Source organism: Rhizobium anhuiense, assembly GCF_003985145.1.
GTDB lineage: Bacteria > Pseudomonadota > Alphaproteobacteria > Rhizobiales > Rhizobiaceae > Rhizobium > Rhizobium anhuiense.
On record NZ_ML133523.1, the window covers coordinates 91,615 to 110,753 of the forward strand.

18 protein-coding genes are annotated in these 19,139 nt (G+C 62.6%); 7 read left to right on the forward strand and 11 right to left on the reverse strand.

What is annotated here, in order from left to right; genetic code table 11:
- Nucleotides 1-43 precede the first annotated feature (43 nt).
- Entirely contained in the window at nucleotides 44-727 is a 684-nt protein-coding gene (gstA, locus tag EEQ99_RS10910; protein ID WP_097542722.1) for a glutathione transferase GstA, read from the forward strand.
- Between the two features lie 35 nt (nucleotides 728-762).
- Here the strand turns inward: gstA and nadE are convergent, their stop codons facing one another.
- From nadE to EEQ99_RS10930, 4 genes are all read right to left on the reverse strand, one after another.
- The gene (nadE, locus tag EEQ99_RS10915; RefSeq protein WP_047614250.1) at nucleotides 763-1,596 is read right to left on the reverse strand and encodes an ammonia-dependent NAD(+) synthetase; all 834 of its coding nucleotides are present in this window, start codon (nucleotides 1,594-1,596) and stop codon (nucleotides 763-765) included.
- A gap of 140 nt (nucleotides 1,597-1,736) precedes the next feature.
- Nucleotides 1,737-2,942 (reverse strand): adenylate/guanylate cyclase domain-containing protein, encoded by a 1,206-nt coding sequence (locus EEQ99_RS10920; protein WP_097595742.1) that lies wholly within the window; start codon nucleotides 2,940-2,942, stop codon nucleotides 1,737-1,739.
- 31 nt (nucleotides 2,943-2,973) lie between these two features.
- Complete coding sequence (locus tag EEQ99_RS10925) at nucleotides 2,974-4,593, reverse strand: MDR family MFS transporter (protein ID WP_127430406.1); 1,620 nt, start codon at nucleotides 4,591-4,593, stop codon at nucleotides 2,974-2,976.
- A 117-nt stretch (nucleotides 4,594-4,710) separates the two neighbouring features.
- A complete protein-coding gene (locus tag EEQ99_RS10930) occupies nucleotides 4,711-5,997 on the reverse strand; it encodes an HlyD family secretion protein (RefSeq protein ID WP_127430407.1) in 1,287 nt (428 codons plus the stop codon).
- 137 nt (nucleotides 5,998-6,134) lie between these two features.
- Between EEQ99_RS10930 and EEQ99_RS10935 the strand changes: the two genes are divergently transcribed.
- Nucleotides 6,135-7,037: a LysR family transcriptional regulator gene (locus EEQ99_RS10935; RefSeq protein WP_025554530.1), complete on the forward strand. Its 903-nt coding sequence runs from the start codon at nucleotides 6,135-6,137 to the stop codon at nucleotides 7,035-7,037.
- A 287-nt stretch (nucleotides 7,038-7,324) separates the two neighbouring features.
- Here the strand turns inward: EEQ99_RS10935 and EEQ99_RS10940 are convergent, their stop codons facing one another.
- Nucleotides 7,325-8,212: a branched-chain amino acid aminotransferase gene (locus EEQ99_RS10940; RefSeq protein ID WP_047614241.1), complete on the reverse strand. Its 888-nt coding sequence runs from the start codon at nucleotides 8,210-8,212 to the stop codon at nucleotides 7,325-7,327.
- A gap of 249 nt (nucleotides 8,213-8,461) precedes the next feature.
- Between EEQ99_RS10940 and EEQ99_RS10945 the strand changes: the two genes are divergently transcribed.
- Nucleotides 8,462-9,505 carry a zinc-dependent alcohol dehydrogenase family protein gene (locus EEQ99_RS10945; RefSeq protein WP_127430408.1) on the forward strand — a complete coding sequence of 348 codons (1,044 nt, stop codon included), beginning with the start codon at nucleotides 8,462-8,464 and terminating at the stop codon, nucleotides 9,503-9,505.
- Nucleotides 9,506-9,572: 67 nt separating this feature from the next.
- Here EEQ99_RS10945 and EEQ99_RS10950 read toward each other — a convergent pair whose 3' ends face one another.
- Nucleotides 9,573-10,391, reverse strand: a complete 819-nt coding sequence (locus tag EEQ99_RS10950; RefSeq protein WP_025554526.1) for a sugar phosphate isomerase/epimerase family protein — start codon at nucleotides 10,389-10,391, stop codon at nucleotides 9,573-9,575.
- 503 nt (nucleotides 10,392-10,894) lie between these two features.
- Here EEQ99_RS10950 and EEQ99_RS10960 point away from each other — a divergent pair.
- Complete coding sequence (locus EEQ99_RS10960) at nucleotides 10,895-11,362, forward strand: cupin domain-containing protein (protein ID WP_025554954.1); 468 nt, start codon at nucleotides 10,895-10,897, stop codon at nucleotides 11,360-11,362.
- Between the two features lie 5 nt (nucleotides 11,363-11,367).
- Here EEQ99_RS10960 and EEQ99_RS10965 read toward each other — a convergent pair whose 3' ends face one another.
- Together EEQ99_RS10965 and EEQ99_RS10970 are read right to left on the reverse strand one after the other, a co-directional pair.
- On the reverse strand, nucleotides 11,368-12,414 hold the full coding sequence (locus EEQ99_RS10965; protein WP_025554952.1) for an AraC family transcriptional regulator: 1,047 nt from the start codon (nucleotides 12,412-12,414) through the stop codon (nucleotides 11,368-11,370).
- 11 nt (nucleotides 12,415-12,425) lie between these two features.
- The gene (locus tag EEQ99_RS10970) at nucleotides 12,426-13,250 is read right to left on the reverse strand and encodes an oxidoreductase (RefSeq protein ID WP_097542913.1); all 825 of its coding nucleotides are present in this window, start codon (nucleotides 13,248-13,250) and stop codon (nucleotides 12,426-12,428) included.
- A gap of 709 nt (nucleotides 13,251-13,959) precedes the next feature.
- Between EEQ99_RS10970 and EEQ99_RS10975 the strand changes: the two genes are divergently transcribed.
- The 3 genes from EEQ99_RS10975 to zwf all read left to right on the forward strand — a co-directional run bounded on the left by EEQ99_RS10975 (nucleotide 13,960) and on the right by zwf (nucleotide 17,678).
- Nucleotides 13,960-15,234, forward strand: coding sequence for a hemolysin family protein (locus EEQ99_RS10975; protein ID WP_097595747.1), 1,275 nt, complete (start codon nucleotides 13,960-13,962; stop codon nucleotides 15,232-15,234).
- A 43-nt stretch (nucleotides 15,235-15,277) separates the two neighbouring features.
- Nucleotides 15,278-16,048: a trans-aconitate 2-methyltransferase gene (gene tam / locus EEQ99_RS10980; protein ID WP_127430409.1), complete on the forward strand. Its 771-nt coding sequence runs from the start codon at nucleotides 15,278-15,280 to the stop codon at nucleotides 16,046-16,048.
- A 112-nt stretch (nucleotides 16,049-16,160) separates the two neighbouring features.
- The gene (gene zwf, locus EEQ99_RS10985; protein ID WP_127430410.1) at nucleotides 16,161-17,678 is read left to right on the forward strand and encodes a glucose-6-phosphate dehydrogenase; all 1,518 of its coding nucleotides are present in this window, start codon (nucleotides 16,161-16,163) and stop codon (nucleotides 17,676-17,678) included.
- A 15-nt stretch (nucleotides 17,679-17,693) separates the two neighbouring features.
- Here zwf and EEQ99_RS10990 read toward each other — a convergent pair whose 3' ends face one another.
- The 3 genes from EEQ99_RS10990 to EEQ99_RS11000 form a co-directional block, all read right to left on the reverse strand.
- Entirely contained in the window at nucleotides 17,694-18,017 is a 324-nt protein-coding gene (locus tag EEQ99_RS10990) for a hypothetical protein (RefSeq protein WP_025554717.1), read from the reverse strand.
- Between the two features lie 132 nt (nucleotides 18,018-18,149).
- Entirely contained in the window at nucleotides 18,150-18,605 is a 456-nt protein-coding gene (locus EEQ99_RS10995; RefSeq protein ID WP_097595749.1) for an NUDIX hydrolase, read from the reverse strand.
- Nucleotides 18,606-18,718: 113 nt separating this feature from the next.
- Nucleotides 18,719-19,111 (reverse strand): hypothetical protein, encoded by a 393-nt coding sequence (locus EEQ99_RS11000; RefSeq protein ID WP_003546502.1) that lies wholly within the window; start codon nucleotides 19,109-19,111, stop codon nucleotides 18,719-18,721.
- Nucleotides 19,112-19,139: the final 28 nt, after the last annotated feature.

A 19,139-nucleotide genomic window follows, 5' to 3' on the forward strand; every position in this document is an offset into this window, starting at 1 on the left:
CGGCGGGCGGCATCACCTGCCTCCCCAAGGAGAGGAAACCGCAATGAAACTCTATATGCACGCCGCGGCCTGTTCGCTTTCGCCGCACATCATCTGCCGGGAGCTGGGGCTCGATATCGAACTCGTCCAGGTCGACCGGCAGACCCATCGGACGAGCAACGGCGAGGATTATCTAGCCATCAACGGCAACGGCTATGTGCCGGCGCTGATGCTCGACGATGGCAAGGTGTTGACCGAGGGGCCGGCGATCGTACAGTTCCTCGCCGACAGCGTGCCCGAAGGAGCAGCCCTGTTGCCTGAGGTCGGCAACATCCGCCGCAACGAGGTGCAATCCTATCTCAACTTCATCACTGCCGAGCTGCACAAGCCGATGGTGTTGCTCTTCAATCCGATTTATTCCAGCGTTCACGAGGAGATCCGCGCGCTGATATCGAAGCGACTCGCCTGGCTGAACGGCCGTCTTGCCGGACCCTATCTCACCGGCGATGCGTTTACGGTGGCGGATGCCTATCTCTTCGTCTGCCTGAACTGGTCGCCTTGGACCAACATCGATCTCAAGCAATGGCCGGCACTGCACGGCTTCATGGCCCGCGTGGCGGCTCGACCGAAGGTGCGCGAGGCGCTGCAGGCCGAAGATCTCGAGGCCTTCGATGCCGACGGCGTCTATTTTGCGCCACACGCCTATCTCGCCTCATCAGGACGGACCGGCTCGCCGGTCAGGCCGTAAACACGAGGTCGGCCACACCGCGACTCCGAGGGGTATCAGACGGCGTTGACGGCGACCGGCAGGGCACGCTTGTGGCCGGTGGCACGATAGGCGGCGAGGATGCGGCGGCGGGCGATCTCGCCGACCGGCCTGCCTTCGAGGAAATCGTCGATCTCGTCATAGCTGACGCCATAGGCTTCTTCATCGGGGCGCAATGGGCGCTCGCTCTCGAGATCGGCCGTCGGCACCTTGAACACCAGCTCGTCCGGGGCGCCGAGGCGCTTTGCCAGCAGACGGACGCGGCGTTTGTTGAGGCCGGCGAGCGGCAGGATATCGGCGGCGCCATCGCCGAACTTGGTGAAGAAGCCCATGACCGCCTCGGCCGCGTGATCGGTGCCGATGACGAGGCCACCAAGGGCGCCGGCCAGGGCGAACTGGGCGATCATCCGCTGACGGGCCTTGATGTTGCCGAGGATGAAATCCTGCCGGCCGGCATCGGCGAAGGCGAGGCCGCCATTTAGCGCGGCGGCAAGCATCGCATCGGCCGGCTCCTTGATGTTGACCACCATCGAGCGGTCGGCGCCGATCGTTTCCAGCGCCCTCACCGCATCGGCCTCATCTGCCTGGACGCCGTAGGGCAGGCGCACGGCGATGAATTCGGCGGTGTGGCCGCTGTCCCGCAGCTCGCGCACCGCCTTCTGAGCCAGCAGCGCCGCCGTCAGCGAATCGACGCCGCCGCTGATGCCGAGGACGTAGCCGCGCATGCCCGAGGCGACGAGATAATCCTTGAGGAACGCGGTCCGCCGTTCGATCTCGTGCTCAGGGTCGATGTCGGCGGCAACACCCAGTTCGCGGATGATCTCGCCTTGTTCGTCGAACAGCACCGTCATAAGCCTCTCCTCCCACTTACGGAATTTCGGCGCCACTATGGCGAAAAGATGGGGGAAGACGAAACCGTTTCGGGCAGAGCTGCCATGCATTTTATGCAAGTGGGGCGTTGGGGCGCAGTATCTCCGGGCTGGGTTCGCACCTACCGCACGATCGTGAATAGCTCCACCGGATCCGCAAAACCCTTCAGCCTGTGCGCTCCGGCGGACACTACATCCCCTGCCCCGGCCTCCTGACGGAACGGTGCCGACATCAGCAAGGCCTCTCCCAACTCGCTGCAGGCGGTCTGGATGCGGCTTACAAGATTGACGTCGCCGCCGATCAGGGTGAAGTCGAGGCGGCGGCCGGAGCCGACATTGCCGTAGCTGACCTCGCCGTAATGCAGGGCAATGCCGGCCTTCACGCCGATGCCCTCATATTGGAAATGGTCGATCTCCTCGAGGATGGCGCGGGCCGATGCCAGGGCGGCGCCGCAGGAATGGGCGGCATCGTAACCCGGGAAGAAGGCAAGCACGCCATCGCCCATGAACTTCAGCACCTCGCCGCCTTCGCGGGTGATGGCCGGCACGATCCTGTCGAAATAGGCATTGAGCAGGCCGAGCACGGTGCTGCCGGGCAGACGGTTCGACAGTTCGGTAAAGCCTCTGAGATCGCAGAGCAGCAGTGCCGCCTCCATCGATTCGATCTCGTCGCGGCGGATGCGGCCGGCCAGGATGCGGCTTGCCGTCAGCGGGCCGATATAGGTATCGAGCAGGCTGAGCTCGACCTGGCGCAGAATGCGCAGCTCGCTGGTGTTGCGCAGCGCCGGCAGGATGCGCTCGATCACCTGACGCTCGGGAGCGGTGAAGCCGCCAGGCCGCCTGGTGCCGAAGACGGCGGCGCTGACCGGGCCGTCGACGTTGCAGAGCGGCGCGATGACGAGCTGCATCAGGCCGCGATCGGCGAAGACATCGATATGCTGCCAGCGGCCATGCACGCTTTCGCCGGTATCGACGACCAGCGGCTCCCGGGTCTCCATGACCTTGCGCAGCGGCGTATTGGCGATGGCGACGCGGGCGCCGTGTTCCCGGTCGTGGATCTCGACCGGCTCGCCCGGCGCCCAGGCGATGGTGCGGCCGATGAACTCGGGATGCAGCGTCATCAGATGCAGGGTCAACCGGTCGATAGGCAGGCCGAGCGCCTGGAGCCTGCGGCCGAGGCCGGAGACGAGGCCCGCTTCGTCGAGCGCGTGGCATTCATCGCCGGAAAGCCATTCGATGATCGACAGAAGTGCGGCGGCGCTGACGGCATGGCCGGCGGTCTTCGTTTGCAGCCTGTCGGTATCGGGAGCGTAGATCGCTGATGTCATGGCTTTCTCCTCCTTAAGGGAAGGCGGAGCGCTAGTGAGCGCCGCCGCCGGAGAGTTGACCGGGTTTTCTGAGAAGCAGGCTTGCCAGCAGGGCGACGACGAGCGCGACGCCGAGCAGGAAGAAGGTGTCGCTGAAGGCCATGATATTGGCCTGCTTGCGTATCTTGAGTGCGATGGCGACGACGGCCTTGTGCCCGGCGAGCGCCTGATCGCTGACCCCATGGCTCATGAAGTAGCCGGTCAGCCCCGCGATGCGATCGCGGGTGGCCTCCTCGAAGACCGAGACCGAATTGGTCAGAATGTTCGAGTGGAACTGTTCGCGCTTCGACAGGAAGGTCTGCAGCGAGGCGATGCCGACGGCACCGCCGAGATTGCGCATCATGTTGAAGAGTGCCGAAGCCGAACCGGCATTCTCCTGCTCGATGCCTGATGTGGCGATTGCCGAAAGCGGTGTGAAGACCAGCGCCTGGCCAATGGCGCGGACGATGTTCGGCCAGAAGAGCTGGTCGCTCGCATAATCGCCGGTCATGTGCACGTTCATGAAGTTCGAAGCGGCGAAGAGGGCAAAGCCGACGACGATCAGCAGGCGCACGTCGAAACGTTTCATCAAGCGCGGCACCAGCGGGATCAGCAGCAGCTGCGGGATGCCCGTCCAGGCGAGAACCATGCCGATCTGCTCGGAATTATAGCCCTGGATGCGGGTCAGATAGATCGGCAGCACGAAGACCGAGCCGTAAAGCGCAATGCCGAGCAGGAAATTGGCGACGATGCCGAAACCGAAATTGCGGCGGACCAGCAGGCGGAGGTTCAGCAGCGGAGTGGCGGTCTTCAGCTCGATGATCAGGAATAGCGTCAGCGAGACGGCGGCGATAACCGACAGGCGGACTATGAAATCGGAGCCGAACCAGTCTTCCTTGTTGCCCTCTTCCAGCACGGTCTGCAGGGCTGCGAGGCCGATCGCCATGGTGATGATACCAGGCCAGTCACCCTTGGCGAGCAGCTTCAGGTTCATCGGCGCACGGTCGAGCGAGGCCCAGAGCAGGCCGACCATCAGCGCGCCGGGCACCAGGTTGACGTAGAAGATATGTTCCCAGCCCCAGTTCTCGGTGAGGTAACCGCCGATCGTCGGGCCGATCGCCGGCGCAAAGGTGGCCGACAGGGCAAAGAGCGCAAGACCGATCGGCTGCTTGGCCTTGGGCAGCAGCGTGATGATGATGGTGAAGGCCATCGGGATCAGCACGCCGCCGGAAAAGCCCTGTATGGCGCGCAGGATAATCATCTGCTGCAAATTGGCCGCGAAGGCGCAGGCGACGGAGAAGACGAGGAAGAGGATGGCGTTGGTGAGCAGATAGTTGCGGACCGAGAAGACGCGCGCCAGCCAGGCGCTCAAGGGGATGACGACGATTTCGGCGATCAGATAGGACGTCGAGATCCAGCCGCCGTCATCGGTGCCGGCGCCGATCGCGCCCTGGATATCGGCAAGCGAGGCATTGACGATCTGGATGTTGAGGACGGCCATGAAGGCGCCGAGTGTCGAGCCGACAACGGCTGCCCACATGCGAAGCGGGCTCATGGCGGCAGGTGCCGCGGGCGCTGCGGCGGCGGGGCGCGCAAGCGAATTGCCGTTTGCGGCGATCTGAAGAGTGGCCATGGCTTATCTCCTTCCAGCTCTCGCGGGAAACTTTCTCATGACGGGGTTCGGGTGATCATTCGGGGAATGATCGAGATCATTGAGGAATGATCGGGATCATTCGGGGAATGATGGGGATCATCCAGCCTGGCTGGACAATCTCTCTTCGTCCGCCCCAGAGGCTTGGGCAGGCTTGGCTTGGGCAGGCTTGGTTTCGGCAGCTTGGGTTTGGGCAGCCTTGGTATCGATTTCGGGCTCGACCGACATGCCCGAACGCAACAGGCCGCTCAGAGGCTCGTCGTCGATGACGATCTTGACCGGGATGCGCTGGACGATCTTGGTGAAGTTGCCGGTGGCATTATCCGGCGGCAGCAGCGAGAATTCCAGGCCGCTTGCCGGCGAAACGCTGTCGACATGACCCTTGATCGAGATGTCGGGAAAGCTGTCGACCTTGATCTCGACCGGCTGGCCGGGGCTGATATAGGTCAGCTGCGTTTCCTTGAAATTGGCGACGACATAGACCGCATGCAGCGGCACGACGGCCATCAGTTGCGTGCCCGAGGTGACATACTGGCCGACGCGGATCGAGCGGGCGCCGACCGTGCCGTCGACGGCGGCGACGATGTCCGTATAGGAGAGGTTGAGCTCCGCCTGCTGGGCGGCGGCGGCGGCGCGGTCGCGCTGGGCAGCCGACTGTTCGCGCTGGGTTTGCAGCACCGGCACCTTGTTTTGAGCTGCAACGAGGGCTGCCCGGTCGCGCTCGACGGCGGCAGCGGCCTGTTCCCTGGCCGACTGGGTCTGCTCGGCACGGGACTGAGTGCCGGCGCCGTTGGTGATGAGGCGGGCCCAGCGGGCGGCGTCCGACACGGCAAAATCCAGCGAGGCCTGCGAGGCGTCGATCGTCGCCCTCGCCTGCTCGATCACCGACTGCTGCAAGGCGATCTGGGCATCGATATTGGTGATGGCGGCTTCGGCCGCCTTCACATCGGCTCTCGCCTGCGACAGGGCAGCCTGGAAGTCGCGGTCGTCGATGCGGGCGAGAACCTGACCGGCTTTGACCTGGTCATTATCGCTGACCAGCACTTCCCTGATATAGCCGGCGACCTTCGGGGCGACAGTGGTGTAATCGGCCTTCACATAGGCATCATCGGTGGATTCGATGAAGCGGCCGACCGTCCAGTACCGGTAGCCGAAATCGCCGGCGAAAGCGACGCCGGCAAGCAGCGCGGCGGCAAGGACGGCGCGCTTGACGATCCCCCGACCGGCCTTTCCGGAAGCACCCGCGACCGGCGCTTCCGCAACCGGTGCTTCGGCGGCCGGCATGGGCGGCGCCTCGGCAGTGGGCGTCCTGGCAGCTTCCTCGGCCAGGATCTGCTCGGCCTGCCTGGAAGTTTCGAAAACTTGCCTCTGGGGTAACTCGACCATCGTCATTCTCCTTCACCGTTGGCCTCCTCTGTGAGAGGCCATGTTCGATGCGAAGAAAATGCGCCCTGACATTTATTTTGATAATCTGTTTAAATCGGGAAGGATCATCAACTCTCAGCGGATAATCCGAGGGCAATATGGATCGGCTGACAAGCCTCACAGTCTTTGGCCGGGTGGTGGAATGCGGCGGTTTTTCCGCCGCGGCGCGCCGGCTCAACATGTCGGTCACCATGGTCGGCAATCACGTGCAATCGCTGGAGGATCGGCTCGGCGTGCGACTGCTCAACCGCACGACACGCAAGGTCAGCCTGACCGAAACCGGCAAATATTACTACGAACGCTCGTCGCAGATCCTGGCCGAACTTGAGGAGGCGGACCGGACGGCCGGCGCGCTGAGCTCGACGCCGCGCGGCACGCTGAGGGTCTATACCAGCAGTGCCATCGTGCGTTTCCTGCTGCCCGTCGTCAGCGAATATATGGAGCTCTATCCGTCGATCTCACTCGATTTCAGCGTCGGCGAGCGGATGGTCGACATGATCGAGGATGGCTACGACCTGGTGATGCGCACCGTACCGCCGCCGGATTCCTCGCTCGTTGCCCGCAAGCTGACGCCCTGGCGCCATATGCTCGTCTGCTCGCCGGCCTATTTCGAGAGTCATCCGATGCCGAAGAAGCCGGCGGAGGTCGCGGAGCACAATTGCCTGCAATATGCCTATTATCCCTATGGCGACGAATGGCGCTTCGAGGATGGCGCGGGCAACCCGGAGAGCGTCAAGATCGCCGGCAACGTCGTCTCCAACAGCGCCGAGATGCTGCGCTTCCTGACGCTGAGCGGGCGGGGCATCTTCCTGGCGCCGAGCTTCGTGGTGTTCGACGACATCGCCGAAGGGCGGCTGGTGAAGATCATGCCGGACTACCGGCCGGTGGAATTCAACATCAACGCGGTCTATCCCAACCGCAGCCACCTGCCGACGAAGGTGCGGCTGTTCATCGATCTCTTGGTGGAGAGATTTGCCGAGCATCGGAAGTGGATGACGTGAGGGGCAGACATCGGGACTATAGGCTGCCCTCACAGCCAGAAAATTGCCCCTCACCCTAACCCTCTCCCCGCAAACGGGACGTACCATGCGAGAGGTCTGTGGGGAACGGAGAGGTCGCGGCATGCCCCTTCTCCCCGCGGGGAGAAGGTGGCGGCAGCTGGATGAGGGGCGGACGCAGACTCGGATTTTGCTGGAGGCGACCGCCCCTGCCCTACGCTTGCGCTCCGGGCGTTCGCAGCTGCAATCGATTCACTGGATCGATTGCTTCGGCTGCGCCGAACCGCTGCTCACTCCTCGCTTTCGCTGCGGCCGTAGGCCCAGTCCATATAAAGCTCGAGCGCCTTGCGGGTGAACGGGCCTTCCTGAAAATTGCGGTCGTCGAGGCGGGTGACGCCGACGACTTTGGAGTAGTTGCCGGTGGTGAAGATCTCGTCGGCTGCGAGGAAATCCTCGACGGAGAGCGCTGCTTCCACGACGTCGAAACCGGCCTGGCGCAGCAGGCCGATGACCCGCGCGCGGGTGATGCCGGCGAGGAAGGTGCGGTTGGCGGCCGGCGTCATCACCACGCCGTCGCGCACCATGAAGACGTTCGATGAGGCGGTTTCGACGACGTTGCCGTTCAGGTCGCGCACCAGCGCATTGTCGAAACCGCGGCTGCGCGCCTCGGCGATCATGCGGCCGCTGTTCGGATAGAGCGAGCCGGTCTTCGCCTCGGTCATCGCCGTTTCCGGCGACGGGCGGCGATAGGGCGAAACGGTCAGGCTGGTGCCGCCATGGCCGCCCATCGGCGCTTCGAACAGGCAGAGCGCGAAGCGGGTCGATTCCGCATCGACGGAAACGACGCTGCCGGGCGAACCATGTTCGCCCCAATACATCGGCTTGATGTAGATCGCCGTGGCGCCATCGAATTTCGCAACGCCTTCCCAGGCGAGTGCGGCGATCTCCTCGGCCGACTTCACCGGCTTCAGGCCCATGGCCAGCGCCGAGCGGTTGATGCGCTGGCAGTGCAGGTCGAGATCCGGCGCGATACCATCGAACCAGCGGGCGCCGTCGAAGACCGTGGAACCCAGCCACATGGCATGCGAGGTCGGCCCGATCAGCGGCGGATTGCCGGGGAGCCATTCTCCATCGACATGGGTCCAGGTGGTTGAACGGGGTGATGTATCGACGGCCATGCTGCCCTCCCTATAAAGCCGGCAAAGCAAAAACCTCCGCGGCAAGCCGGGTCAAGGACAAATCCCGCTCGGAAACACGGAAGCAAGAAAATGCCGAAGGATGCGATCATGCCGCAATATTCGTGCGCAGCAACAGCGGCTTCATCGATGGGTGCATCAGCAAAAATGATGGAATGGAATGTTGGAATGGTTGGCTGCAGCATGCGATGATGGGGTGCAACAGCGGATACGCAGCAAGGGAAGACGCCGATGAAAGCCATGTTCTACGAAGCCTTCGAACAGGCGCCCGAAATCCGCACCCTGCCCGATCCGACGCCGACCGAGGACGGCGTTGTCATAGCGGTCGGCGCAAGCGGGCTCTGCCGCAGCGACTGGCACGGCTGGATGGGACACGATCCCGCTATCCGCCTGCCGCATGTGCCGGGACACGAGCTTGCCGGGCGCATCGTCGCCACCGGCCGCGGCGTGATGCGTTTCAAGGTCGGCGACCGGGTGACAGTGCCTTTCGTTTCCGGCTGCGGCCATTGCAGCGAATGCCATTCCGGCAACCAGCAGGTCTGCCCCAACCAGTTCCAGCCGGGCTTCACCCATTGGGGCTCCTTCGCCGAATATGTGGCGATCGATTATGCCGACACCAATCTGGTGCACCTGCCCGATACGATCGACGATGCGACGGCCGCAAGCCTCGGCTGCCGCTTCGCCACCTCGTTTCGCGCCGTCGCCGACCAGGCCCGCACCGGGCCCGGCGAATGGATCGCCGTGCATGGCTGCGGCGGCGTCGGCCTGTCGGCGATCATGATCGCCACCGCCCTCGGGGCGAATGCGATCGGCATCGACATATCCGAGGAGAAGCTCGCCTTTGCGCGCGACTGCGGGGCGGTGGCGACGGTCAATGCAGCAGGCGTCGCCGACGTGGCGGAGGCGGTGCGCGAAATCACCAAGGGCGGCGCGCATGTCTCGATCGACGCGCTCGGCCATCCTGTCACCTGCTTCAACTCGATCAAGAACCTGCGCCGGCGCGGACGGCATGTGCAGGTGGGGCTGATGCTCGGTGAACAGGCGACACCGCAGATTCCAATGGCGCAGGTGATCGGCCACGAGCTGGAAATCTACGGTAGCCACGGCATGCAGGCCTGGCGTTACGACGCCATGCTGTCGATGCTTTCGGCCGGCAAGATCGCGCCGCAAAAACTGATCGGACGGCGGGTCAGCCTCGAAGAGGCCGTGCCGGCGCTGATGGCGCTCGACAAGGCTGAGGCCACCGGAATCAGCGTGATTACCCGGTTTTCATGAGGGAATTCCACCCTCCCCGCCCGTGACGAGCACCGGACTCAGGGAGGGCGGGACGAGCAACAAGACCCTATTGAGCTACGCCGATCGAGGCGAGAAAAGCTGATGAAGCCGGGATCTTCGACTTGTCCTTGATCTCGATGATGAGGCGCGGATTGCTGTCGAGCTTGGCAAGTGCCCTAAAGACGGCGTGCCAGTGGATCGAGCCTTCGCCGAGGCTCCAGTGGCGATCGGCGTATCCGTCGGCATCCTGCAGGTGGACATGCTGCAGGCGATTGCCGGCGGCCTTGACGTAGTAATCGACCGGCGGAGCACCGGTATAGCCATGGGCATAATGGGCGTGCCCGGTATCGATCGAGACGGCGACCGCGGGCGAGTGGAAGCTTTCGGCCAGCGCCACGCGAATATGCGGATCCTTATCCTCGATGTTCTCGATGACCATGGTGCAGCCGATATCCTCGGCGCGCCGGACGGCGTCGCGCAGGGTCATGTGCGTGCGCTCGACCAAGGCTTCGCGGGCGCCGGCATTGTCGTCGAGATTGTTGTAAGACCAGGAGGTGTAGGGGCTGTGGATGACCATATGGGTGGCGCCGATGGCGGCGCAGACATCGAGACCCTGCAGCAGGCGCCTTGTGACGATGGCGCGGATATCGGGATCTTCCGAGGCGATGGTGAAGCCCCAGAACGGGCCGTGAATGCCGAGGCGGCCGCTGTGGCCGTCGAGAAGCCGCCTGGTGCGGGCGGCAAGCGGCGCCCAGTCGCCGTTGAGAACCTCGGCATCGATGAAGCTCTGCAATTCGAGATCGCGGGATTTTTCGAAAAGCCAGTCGCGGTGAAGCTCGACTTCATCGAGCGTCATGGCGGCGCCGACGACGGGAAGAGAAGACATGGATGCGCTCCATCAATTGGAATGATCAATGTGAAAATGGAAGAACTGTCAAGAACGGCCGCCGCGTTCTATGCGCCCCTTCTGTGTCGGCGGTATTACAGACAGGCAGACTCGAAACCCTCCGGCTTCAGTCATTTCCGCACAGCTGGTGCGGCATTTTCGGGCCTTGCGGAAACGACCCGCCGTACCGATATCAGCGCCGACTACTCGTGATGGCTAGAGCGGTTCAGCTTTTAACGGAAGCGCAGAACCGCTCTATCCTTTTGTTTTTGCGCAATTCCGGACGGAAAACCGGTTCGCACTTTTCCTGGAATTGCTCCAGGCGCACGAGCTGCACTGAACTCTCGGCAACGGAGCCGTACGTTCATCGCTTCGGCGACCGAAGCGCCGCGTTGAAGGCGCTTGGCAATGTTGCCCCAGACAACAGTGTGGTTGTCAAAAGCGGCGTAGAGGTTTAACGGCTGCGCCCGCAAGAAAAAGCCCTGGAAGAAAAAGAAAGAGACATGATGTCCAACTCATTTGTGAAAATGCATGGCAGTGACGAGGCGAAGCGGTTTTTCGTTCTCGGCGACCGGGTCGAGCGGCGGCTTAGAATCAGCGGAACCTGGCTGAATATCTTCGACGTCACTGTGCCATCAGGCAGCCGGACGCCGAAACATGCGCATGCGAGCCCTGAAGTGTTCCGCATCCGCGAGGGACGTCTGACGATCTGGCGCCTGAGCGACAGCGGCCCGGAAGAGATCGAGGCCAGTGCCGGCGACATCGTCACCATCCCGCCCTTCATGGTGCATGGCTATGCCAACCGCGGAACCGTCCCGGTGGTGTTTTCCGCGATCGTTGATCGTGAGATGGCCGAGTTCATCGAAGCGGAGGGCGCGACCGAACCCCCGAAGGCCAGCCCTTCGACTGAGACCATCGCCCGCATGACGGCCGCCGCCAATGCTTACGGGATTACGATCCTGGCGGCGTGATGGATCTAATGCACGGAGACGCCGGCAATCACCCGGCGTCCGAGGTGTCCCAGGTTGCGTTCCCGCCACTGGTTGGGCGTCACGCCTTCCCAATCCCGAAAAGCGCGATAGAAGGAGCTTGTATCCTGATAGCCGAGCAGGCACGCGACCTCGTCAATCCCGGCTGAGGGATCGGAGAGCAATTGCCTCCCCAATTCCTGACGTGCTTCGACGAGCAACTCCCGGAAGGTCGAGCCCTCATCGGTGATCCGGCGCTGCAGTGTGCGCTCACTCATGCCCAGGTCGAAGGCCACATCGGACAGTTCCGGCCGGCCGCTCGCCAGGCTTCTCTTCAGAACGATCTTGACCTGCTCGCGGATTGCACTGCGCGCCTGGATTTCGCCAAGTGCTGAGGCAAGGGCGGGCGTGAGGAGTTCGAGCAGTTCCGGATTGTGCCCGAGGAAAGGCCGGCCGAGATCGGCGGATTTGAGAATCAGGGCGTTGCGGGATTGTCCATAGCGGATGGGGCATCCAAAATAGGATCGATGCGCGTCGCGCTGCGGACCGGCGCGCTGGAATTCCACGCGAACCGGCGTCAGCCTTTGCCCGGTACCGCGCCGGCCGAGTTCGACCAGCGTGGCGAAGTCTACATCGACGGCGACTGCCGGCTCCGGTTCGGTGGCGTAGAGCCACTCGACCTTGATCGTGCATTCCCCGCTTTGCTCGGAAAAGTGCAATTGCTCCGGGGTGCAAAGCCGCTTGAACCGGGCTAATCGCGACAACCCGTCCCGATAGTCGCGGGCATGGAAGGCCGCGAGGCTGGAGGGCGGGTGCACGGCGGTTTCCGCCGATTCAACCAGTTTGATCCCGAGGCCCGGATCCGCCGTCAGTTCCTCCAGCGCCCGCCAGAGGGCGAAGAACTGCGCCGTGCTGACCAGACCCTGGCCATTCAGGTGCAAAGTCGCCGGCAGGCGCGCCTGCCGCAGCAGCGCCGCGGGCGGCACACCGATATGCTCGACCGCGAGCCAGAAAGCCCGCGGTATCTTGCACCGATCTGCCGGCGCTCCACTCATGGCTGCCTCCCCTATCGCATCTGGCTCATGATCACGCGGTCGAATATGCGATCGCCGAACCAGTTGCGAATCATGATCATCGGCTTCGCATACTTGCCGGCGACGTAGCGCGTGCGCGGTTTTTTCGCTTTGACCGCCTTGGAGACGATGTCGGCGATCACATCGGGATCGGTGCCGCGGCCATGGCCGTAAGCTTCGCGCGTCGACTTGGCAACCGCCTGCGTCACCTCGGCATAGGGCCCCTTCCCCGAACGCTTGATGAGTCCGTCGGCAACGACGTCGCCAAATCCCGTTTCGATCAGGCCGGGTTCGACAATCACGACTCGGATCCCGAACGGGGCAAGCTCCAGCCGCAGGCAGTCCGACCAACCTTCCAGCGCATGTTTGGTGGCGTGGTACCAAGCGCCGAGCAGAGTGTAAATCTTGCCGCCCATGGAGGTGATGTTGACGATCGTGCCGGCGCCCTTCCCACGCATCGCTGGAAGCAGAAGCTGCGTCAGCCGCGCCAGGCCGAACACATTCACCTCGAACTGGTAGCGGGCCTCGTCGATACCGATCTCCTCAACCGGACCGTAGAGCCCGAAGCCGGCATTGTTGACCAGCACGTCGATAGTGCCGACTTCCGCCAGAATCGTTTCAACAGCGGCTTTGATCTCACCTTCCCTCGATATGTCCATGCGCAAGGGCGTAGCGCCGAGCCGTACAAGGTCTTCCATCTTCTCGACCTGGCGGGCGGCGACGTAGACCCTGTAGCCATCGACGAGCAGACGCTTGGCGATCGCCTTGCCCATCCCGGAGGATGCGCCTGTAACGAGTGCGGTTTTCTTGTCAATCATCTCGACCTCTCTTTGTGATGAGATCATCTAGGGCTCGTTTGGCCCCCGATCACTGACGAGAGATGCCAAGGCACTTGCATAATACGCCAAAGCGGTTGTTCCTCCATCGCTGTAGAAACACGAAAATTCCCCTGAAATTCTCAACCGGAACGCGGCGCTGCCGCTATTTTCAAAACTGTCATATCAAGACGCTATAAGGATTTTCGTCCGGCGCCTCTTGCGCCGGAATCGTTTCACCGCCAAAATTGCGCCATGCCTGACAGCGACCCATCCAGTACAAGCTCCGCCCGTTCCAACCGGGATCTCCCGGCCGAGGACGCTGGCGACCACTGTAGATGGCGCGATGACCTCCTCCTTGCCCTGGGCACCTCAGGCTCCCGCAGCGAGCAGCCGCTTTCCACATCATCGAGCATGACGGGCGGCCGCATGCCGGCCCGCTTTTCCCGACGACCTATGACTTCCACTTCACAAGGAGCGGTCCCTCATGACGACGACCGCTTATGGTCGCTGATGTCTTTCGACTGGATTCGGCCCTTTCCCCATGGGTCGGGGTTGCCACTCACCGAATTCTGAAAACGGATGGAACCTACACCGATGTAACACGATGATGGAAAGACGACAGGTGATGCGTCTATAGTAGCGTCCCTTCGAATACCTCGCCGCTTCGCCTGATGAATGCGGTATGACAACCTCAACGAATAGGGTCCCTGTGTTTCTGGAAATTGGAATTGTGGCATTTCTCACCATCCTGAATGGTGTGCTCGCCATGTCGGAGCTGGCCGTTGTGTCTTCGCGAACGGCCCGCCTAAAGGTTCTCTCCGACAATGGGAGCAAGGGTGCCGCTCAAGCGATCAAACTCGCTGAAAACCCCGGACGTTTTCTCTCCACGGTGCAGATCGGCATCACGCTGGTCGGTGTTCTCTCGGGCGCTTTCTCAGGGGCCACGCTCGGGGGGCGCCTGAGCGGATGGCTGGAAGAACAAGGGTTGTCATCGACGGCCGCTGATGCCATCGGCGTCGGTTCGGTCGTCGTCGCGATCACATATCTTTCCTTGATCATCGGCGAACTTGTTCCAAAGCAGATCGCATTGCGAGAACCCGAAGCGGTTGCGGCAAAGGTCGCACCCGCCATGGCGGTGCTTTCAAAAATTGCGTTGCCCCTCGTGTGGCTTCTGAACGCCTCCGGAAATCTGGTGCTGAAGCTCTTGGGCCAGTCGGGAAAAGGCGGCGACAATGTCTCCGACGCAGAGATCAAAACCGTACTGGCCGAGGCGCAGTCGGCTGGCGTGATTGAAAGCGAAGAGTCTGCGATGATATCAGGCGTCATGCGGCTGGCGGACCGCACCGCCCGAGCGCTTATGACGCCCCGGCGAGACGTCGAAATCATTGATATTGACGACAGCCTCGAGGAAATTCGGACCCAGCTGCACAGGACGAAACGGTCGCGGTTGCCCGTTCGAAAAGGCAGTTCGGACGAGGTGATTGGCATTCTTCCGGTCAAGGACTTCTACGACTCGATGTCCGAACACGGCAGCGCCGATATCAAGGCTCTGACACACGATGTCCCGGTGGTTTCAGACCTTTCAACGGCCATCAACGTTATTGAGGCAATCCGGAAATCGCCCGTTCACATGGTGCTGGTTTTCGACGAGTACGGCCATTTCGAGGGAGTTGTTTCGTCAGGCGACATTCTGGAAGCGATCATGGGGGCTCTCCAGGAGGGACCTGTCGATGAACAGGCCATCGCTCGTCGAGACGACGGTTCCTATCTCGTGTCGGGCTGGACGCCGATTGACGAGTTCGCTGAATTCCTAAACCTCAAGCTCGATGACGATCTGGAATATCAGACTGTGGCCGGTCTGGTGCTGGAAGAGCTGAAACATCTGCCGGAACTGGGCGAGAGCTTCACGAGAGATGGATGGCGCTTCGAAGTCGTCGATCTCGACGGAAGGCGCGTGGACAAGATACTTGTGTCGGCTGAATGAAGGTCGGCAGGCGCCTTACACAGATACAGCAGGAGTGAACGCCATGGCATGGTCCGCCCATCAATATGTGAAATTCGAGGACGAGCGCACGCGACCGGCGCGTGACCTTCTGGCGCAGGTGCCGCTGCAAAGCCTTCGCCACGCCGTCGATCTCGGCTGCGGACCCGGCAATTCCACCGAACTGATCATCGAGCGTTACGGAGCGTCCGGCGTCTCCGGCCTCGACAGCGACATGAACATGCTGGAGGCGGCCCGCAAGCGGCTTCCAGGCACTGATTTCGTCGAGGCCGATCTCGGCAGCTGGCAGCCCACGGAACCGGCCGACCTGCTGTTTGCCAATGCCGTCTTCCAATGGCTGCCCGATCATATCGACATTTTCGACCGGCTGATGGACGGGCTTTCCGCAGGCGGCGTGCTCGCCGTACAGATGCCCGACAATCTCGGCGAACCCTCGCATCTGGCGATGGAGGAAACGGCGCATGCCGGCCCATGGAAGGCCGCCTTCGAGGCGAAGAGCGTCCGCCGAAAGGCGCTGCCGCCGCCCTCCGCCTATTACGACAGGCTGATCGGCAAAGCCTCGCGCGTCGATATCTGGCACACCATCTACAATCACCCGATGGCCGATGCGGCCGCGATCGTCGAATGGGTGAAGGGAACCGGGTTGATGCCCTATCTCGCCCATGCCGGCGAGCAGCATCGCAAGGCCTTCCTGGCCGACTACCTCAAGCGGGTGGAACAGGCCTATCCCAAGCTTTCGGATGGCCGGGTGCTGCTCAGGTTTCCGAGGATTTTCATGGTGGCGGTCAAAGCGTAACCGACCTCGGGCGCACGCCAGAGGATGTCAAATGCCTGTTACCCCTCGCCGCCTATGTTGCGGCGAAACCGGCACGCATTATAGTCGGCCGCAAATTGCAAGGAGATGACACATGGACGCTGCCCCCACCCCGCCGGTCACCCTGGTCATCTTCGGCGCGACGGGCGACCTGACGCGCCGCCTGCTGGTGCCGGCGATCATCAATCTGACGCGCAGCCGCCTCGTCGGCGACGATCTCCACATTCTCGGCATCGGCATCGAGCCGGGTGACGACGAATTCCTGCGCGGGCGGCTCGACCAATTCCTCAACCATCTCAGCGGCGAAGAGCCGAGGGTCAAGGACGAAGCATGGGAAAGCCTGCGCCGGCGCATTTCCTATACGTCCGGGGATTTCACCAAGGACGATATTTTCGTCGAGATCGGCAAGCGGCTGGGGCCGAATGCCAATGCCGCCTTCTATCTCGCGGTGCCGCCATCCTTTTTCGGCACGATCGTCGAGAAGCTCGCCGCTCACGGGCTGACCGATGAAAGCGACGGCATTTTCCGCCGCGTCGCCATCGAGAAGCCGTTCGGGACCGATCTCGCCTCGGCGCAGGCGCTGAATGCACAGATCCTCGCCCAGATTGAAGAAAGCCAAGTCTACCGGCTCGACCACTTCCTCGGCAAGGAGACGGTGCAGAACCTGATGACGGCGCGCTTCGCCAATATGATGATCGAGTCTTTGTGGAACAGCCGCTATATCGATCATGTGCAGATCACCGCCGCCGAGATCGTCGATGTCGGCAGCCGCGGCAAATTCTACGACGCAACCGGCGCGCTGCGCGACATGGTGCCGAACCATCTCTTCCAGCTGCTGGCGATGATCGCCATGGAGCCGCCGAACAGCTTCGATGCCGAAGCGATCCGCAACGAGAAGAGCAAGGTGCTGAAGGCGCTGCGCATCTACACGCCGGAGGAGGCCAAGACGCATGGCGTGCGCGGCGCCTATGCCGCAGGTCCGCTCAATGGTGCTGAACTTCCGGCCTATCGCGACACCAAGGACGTTTCGTCCGACAGCAGGACCGAGACCTTCGTGGCACTGAAGCTCTATGCCGATACCTGGCGCTGGGCCGGCGTGCCCTTCTATCTGAGAACCGGCAAGGCGCTGACGGCGCGCGACACCGAGATCGTCATCACCTTTCAGCCGGTTCCCTTCGCGCAGTTTCGCGAGACCGACGTCAAGCGCCGCCTGCCGCCGAACCGGCTGGTGATCCAGGTGCAGCCGGACGAAGGCATGAGCATGGAAATCTCGATCAAGTCGCCGGGGCTTTCCGTCGATACCGTGCCGGTCTCTCTCGATTTCCGCTATGCGGACAAATTCGATATCGCCAAGACGACCGGCTATGAATCACTGCTCTACGATCTCTTCATCGGCGACCAGACGCTGTTCCAGCGTGCCGACGGCATCGAGGCAGGATGGGCGGCGGTGCAGCCCTTCCTCGATATCTGGGCTAGGGATCAGAGCGTGCCCGACGCTTACGCGCCGGGCAGCATGGGACCGGCCTCAGCCGACGAATTGATCCAGCGCGACAGGCGAGAGTGGCATGAACTCGGCGTCATTCTGCATCACGACAAGAAGGACGGCAAATAGCGCCCTCCCCTGATGTTACTGATTTCCCTCGTCACGGCATGCGGCGCTGACCGAGGCGCCGCTGTTGCCGCCTTCGGTGGCCAGCGCTCCGCGCGCCTTGCGCGGCGGGCAGCGCGCCCAGTCGACGGGGCCGCTGACTGGCTCATTGTCGATGCTGCCGGTTTCGATTGAGTCGAGCGGGATTATCAGCCCGCTTTGCGTTTCGGCTCCGGGCGCGGTGCCGAGCGGCGGCGTGCCGTCGATCCGGCCGCTGGCATCCATGCCCATGTTCGACTGGGCAAGAACCGGGGCGGAGAGGCTGAGGAGAGCGATCGAGGCTGCTGCAATAAACCTGCGCATGATGCTATTCCTTCTGGTTTCATCGATGCGACAGAAACAGCAGGACGACCTCATTGTTCCCCCCGGAAGCGGGCACTGGCGATCAAAGTTTGGCGATCGGGATATCAGTCCTCTAAACTGGCGATATCAGGCTCAGTCTCGCCAGCGCGACAGCAGTCTTTCGAGACCTGTCGGATAAAGATCGATGCCGGCCTCGCGCAGCCTGTCGCGGCCGAACCAGCGCGCCGTCGCCGCCGTCTCATCGAGTTCGGAATAGCGGATTTCGTCGCGCTCATAGAGGCTTTCATCGGCCAGTTCGATATCGGCGGCGAAGATATATTCGTGGCCGGTCGCGCCATGATGCTCGTAGATGTTTTCAAGCAGATGCCAGGGGCCAACGACGCGGATCGCCGTTTCGAGCTCCTCCTGGAATTCGCGGTGCAGGGCCTCTTCGCGGCTCTCGCCGAATTCGATGGCGCCGCCGAGCGGGCGAACGCCCTTGATACGGCCACTGTCATCCTCCACTTCGGCGGCGAGCAGTTGGTCTTTCCGCCAGGCGAGGCCGATCACCTTCACCCTGATCTGCTGCGACGGGCGCCAGACGGTCATCTGCTCTCCTTCCATTCATTGGGCAGCCAGTGGACAGCGCTTGCTTCAGCCAGTGCTTCCGGCGCAAGAATATAAGCCCCGCGACAACGCGAGGCTCCTGCCGATCAATCGTCTTAGACGAACTGGCTGAGGCCGGGGACGGAAGCGACGACCTCGTCGACCACCTCTTCGCCGGCATATTGCTTGGCGATGGCGATGGTTTCCTTGGCAAGCGAGGTGATCTCGCCCATGCCGAGGCCTTCGCCCATCAGCTGCTGGCCAAGGCCCATGATGCCGCCGCCGCCGAGCGAGCTCATCAGCCCGCCGAGCAGGCCGCCGCCGCCGGCACCTGCCCCATTGAACTGGGCGACGAGATCGGCGCCGCCGGGGATCGCTTCGATCATCTTGGCGACCGGACCATCGGCAGCCTCGCGCTGCAGGAAGCCGAGCATCATGCCGAGCGCCTTTTCGGCCAAGTCGGGCGCAATACCCACGCGATCGGCGATCTGGGTCACAATTTCATTCATCGTCAGCCTCCTGTTATTTTGACGTTAA

Coding starts and splice junctions, on each gene's coding strand:
- gstA (WP_097542722.1), top strand. CDS start 44: ATGAAACTCTATATGCACGCCGCGGCCTGTTCGCTTTCGCCGCACATC.
- nadE (WP_047614250.1), bottom strand. CDS start 1,596: ATGACGGTGCTGTTCGACGAACAAGGCGAGATCATCCGCGAACTGGGT.
- EEQ99_RS10920 (WP_097595742.1), bottom strand. CDS start 2,942: ATGACATCAGCGATCTACGCTCCCGATACCGACAGGCTGCAAACGAAG.
- EEQ99_RS10925 (WP_127430406.1), bottom strand. CDS start 4,593: ATGGCCACTCTTCAGATCGCCGCAAACGGCAATTCGCTTGCGCGCCCC.
- EEQ99_RS10930 (WP_127430407.1), bottom strand. CDS start 5,997: ATGGTCGAGTTACCCCAGAGGCAAGTTTTCGAAACTTCCAGGCAGGCC.
- EEQ99_RS10935 (WP_025554530.1), top strand. CDS start 6,135: ATGGATCGGCTGACAAGCCTCACAGTCTTTGGCCGGGTGGTGGAATGC.
- EEQ99_RS10940 (WP_047614241.1), bottom strand. CDS start 8,212: ATGGCCGTCGATACATCACCCCGTTCAACCACCTGGACCCATGTCGAT.
- EEQ99_RS10945 (WP_127430408.1), top strand. CDS start 8,462: ATGAAAGCCATGTTCTACGAAGCCTTCGAACAGGCGCCCGAAATCCGC.
- EEQ99_RS10950 (WP_025554526.1), bottom strand. CDS start 10,391: ATGTCTTCTCTTCCCGTCGTCGGCGCCGCCATGACGCTCGATGAAGTC.
- EEQ99_RS10960 (WP_025554954.1), top strand. CDS start 10,895: ATGATGTCCAACTCATTTGTGAAAATGCATGGCAGTGACGAGGCGAAG.
- EEQ99_RS10965 (WP_025554952.1), bottom strand. CDS start 12,414: ATGAGTGGAGCGCCGGCAGATCGGTGCAAGATACCGCGGGCTTTCTGG.
- EEQ99_RS10970 (WP_097542913.1), bottom strand. CDS start 13,250: ATGATTGACAAGAAAACCGCACTCGTTACAGGCGCATCCTCCGGGATG.
- tam (WP_127430409.1), top strand. CDS start 15,278: ATGGCATGGTCCGCCCATCAATATGTGAAATTCGAGGACGAGCGCACG.
- zwf (WP_127430410.1), top strand. CDS start 16,161: ATGGACGCTGCCCCCACCCCGCCGGTCACCCTGGTCATCTTCGGCGCG.
- EEQ99_RS10990 (WP_025554717.1), bottom strand. CDS start 18,017: ATGCGCAGGTTTATTGCAGCAGCCTCGATCGCTCTCCTCAGCCTCTCC.
- EEQ99_RS10995 (WP_097595749.1), bottom strand. CDS start 18,605: ATGACCGTCTGGCGCCCGTCGCAGCAGATCAGGGTGAAGGTGATCGGC.
- EEQ99_RS11000 (WP_003546502.1), bottom strand. CDS start 19,111: ATGAATGAAATTGTGACCCAGATCGCCGATCGCGTGGGTATTGCGCCC.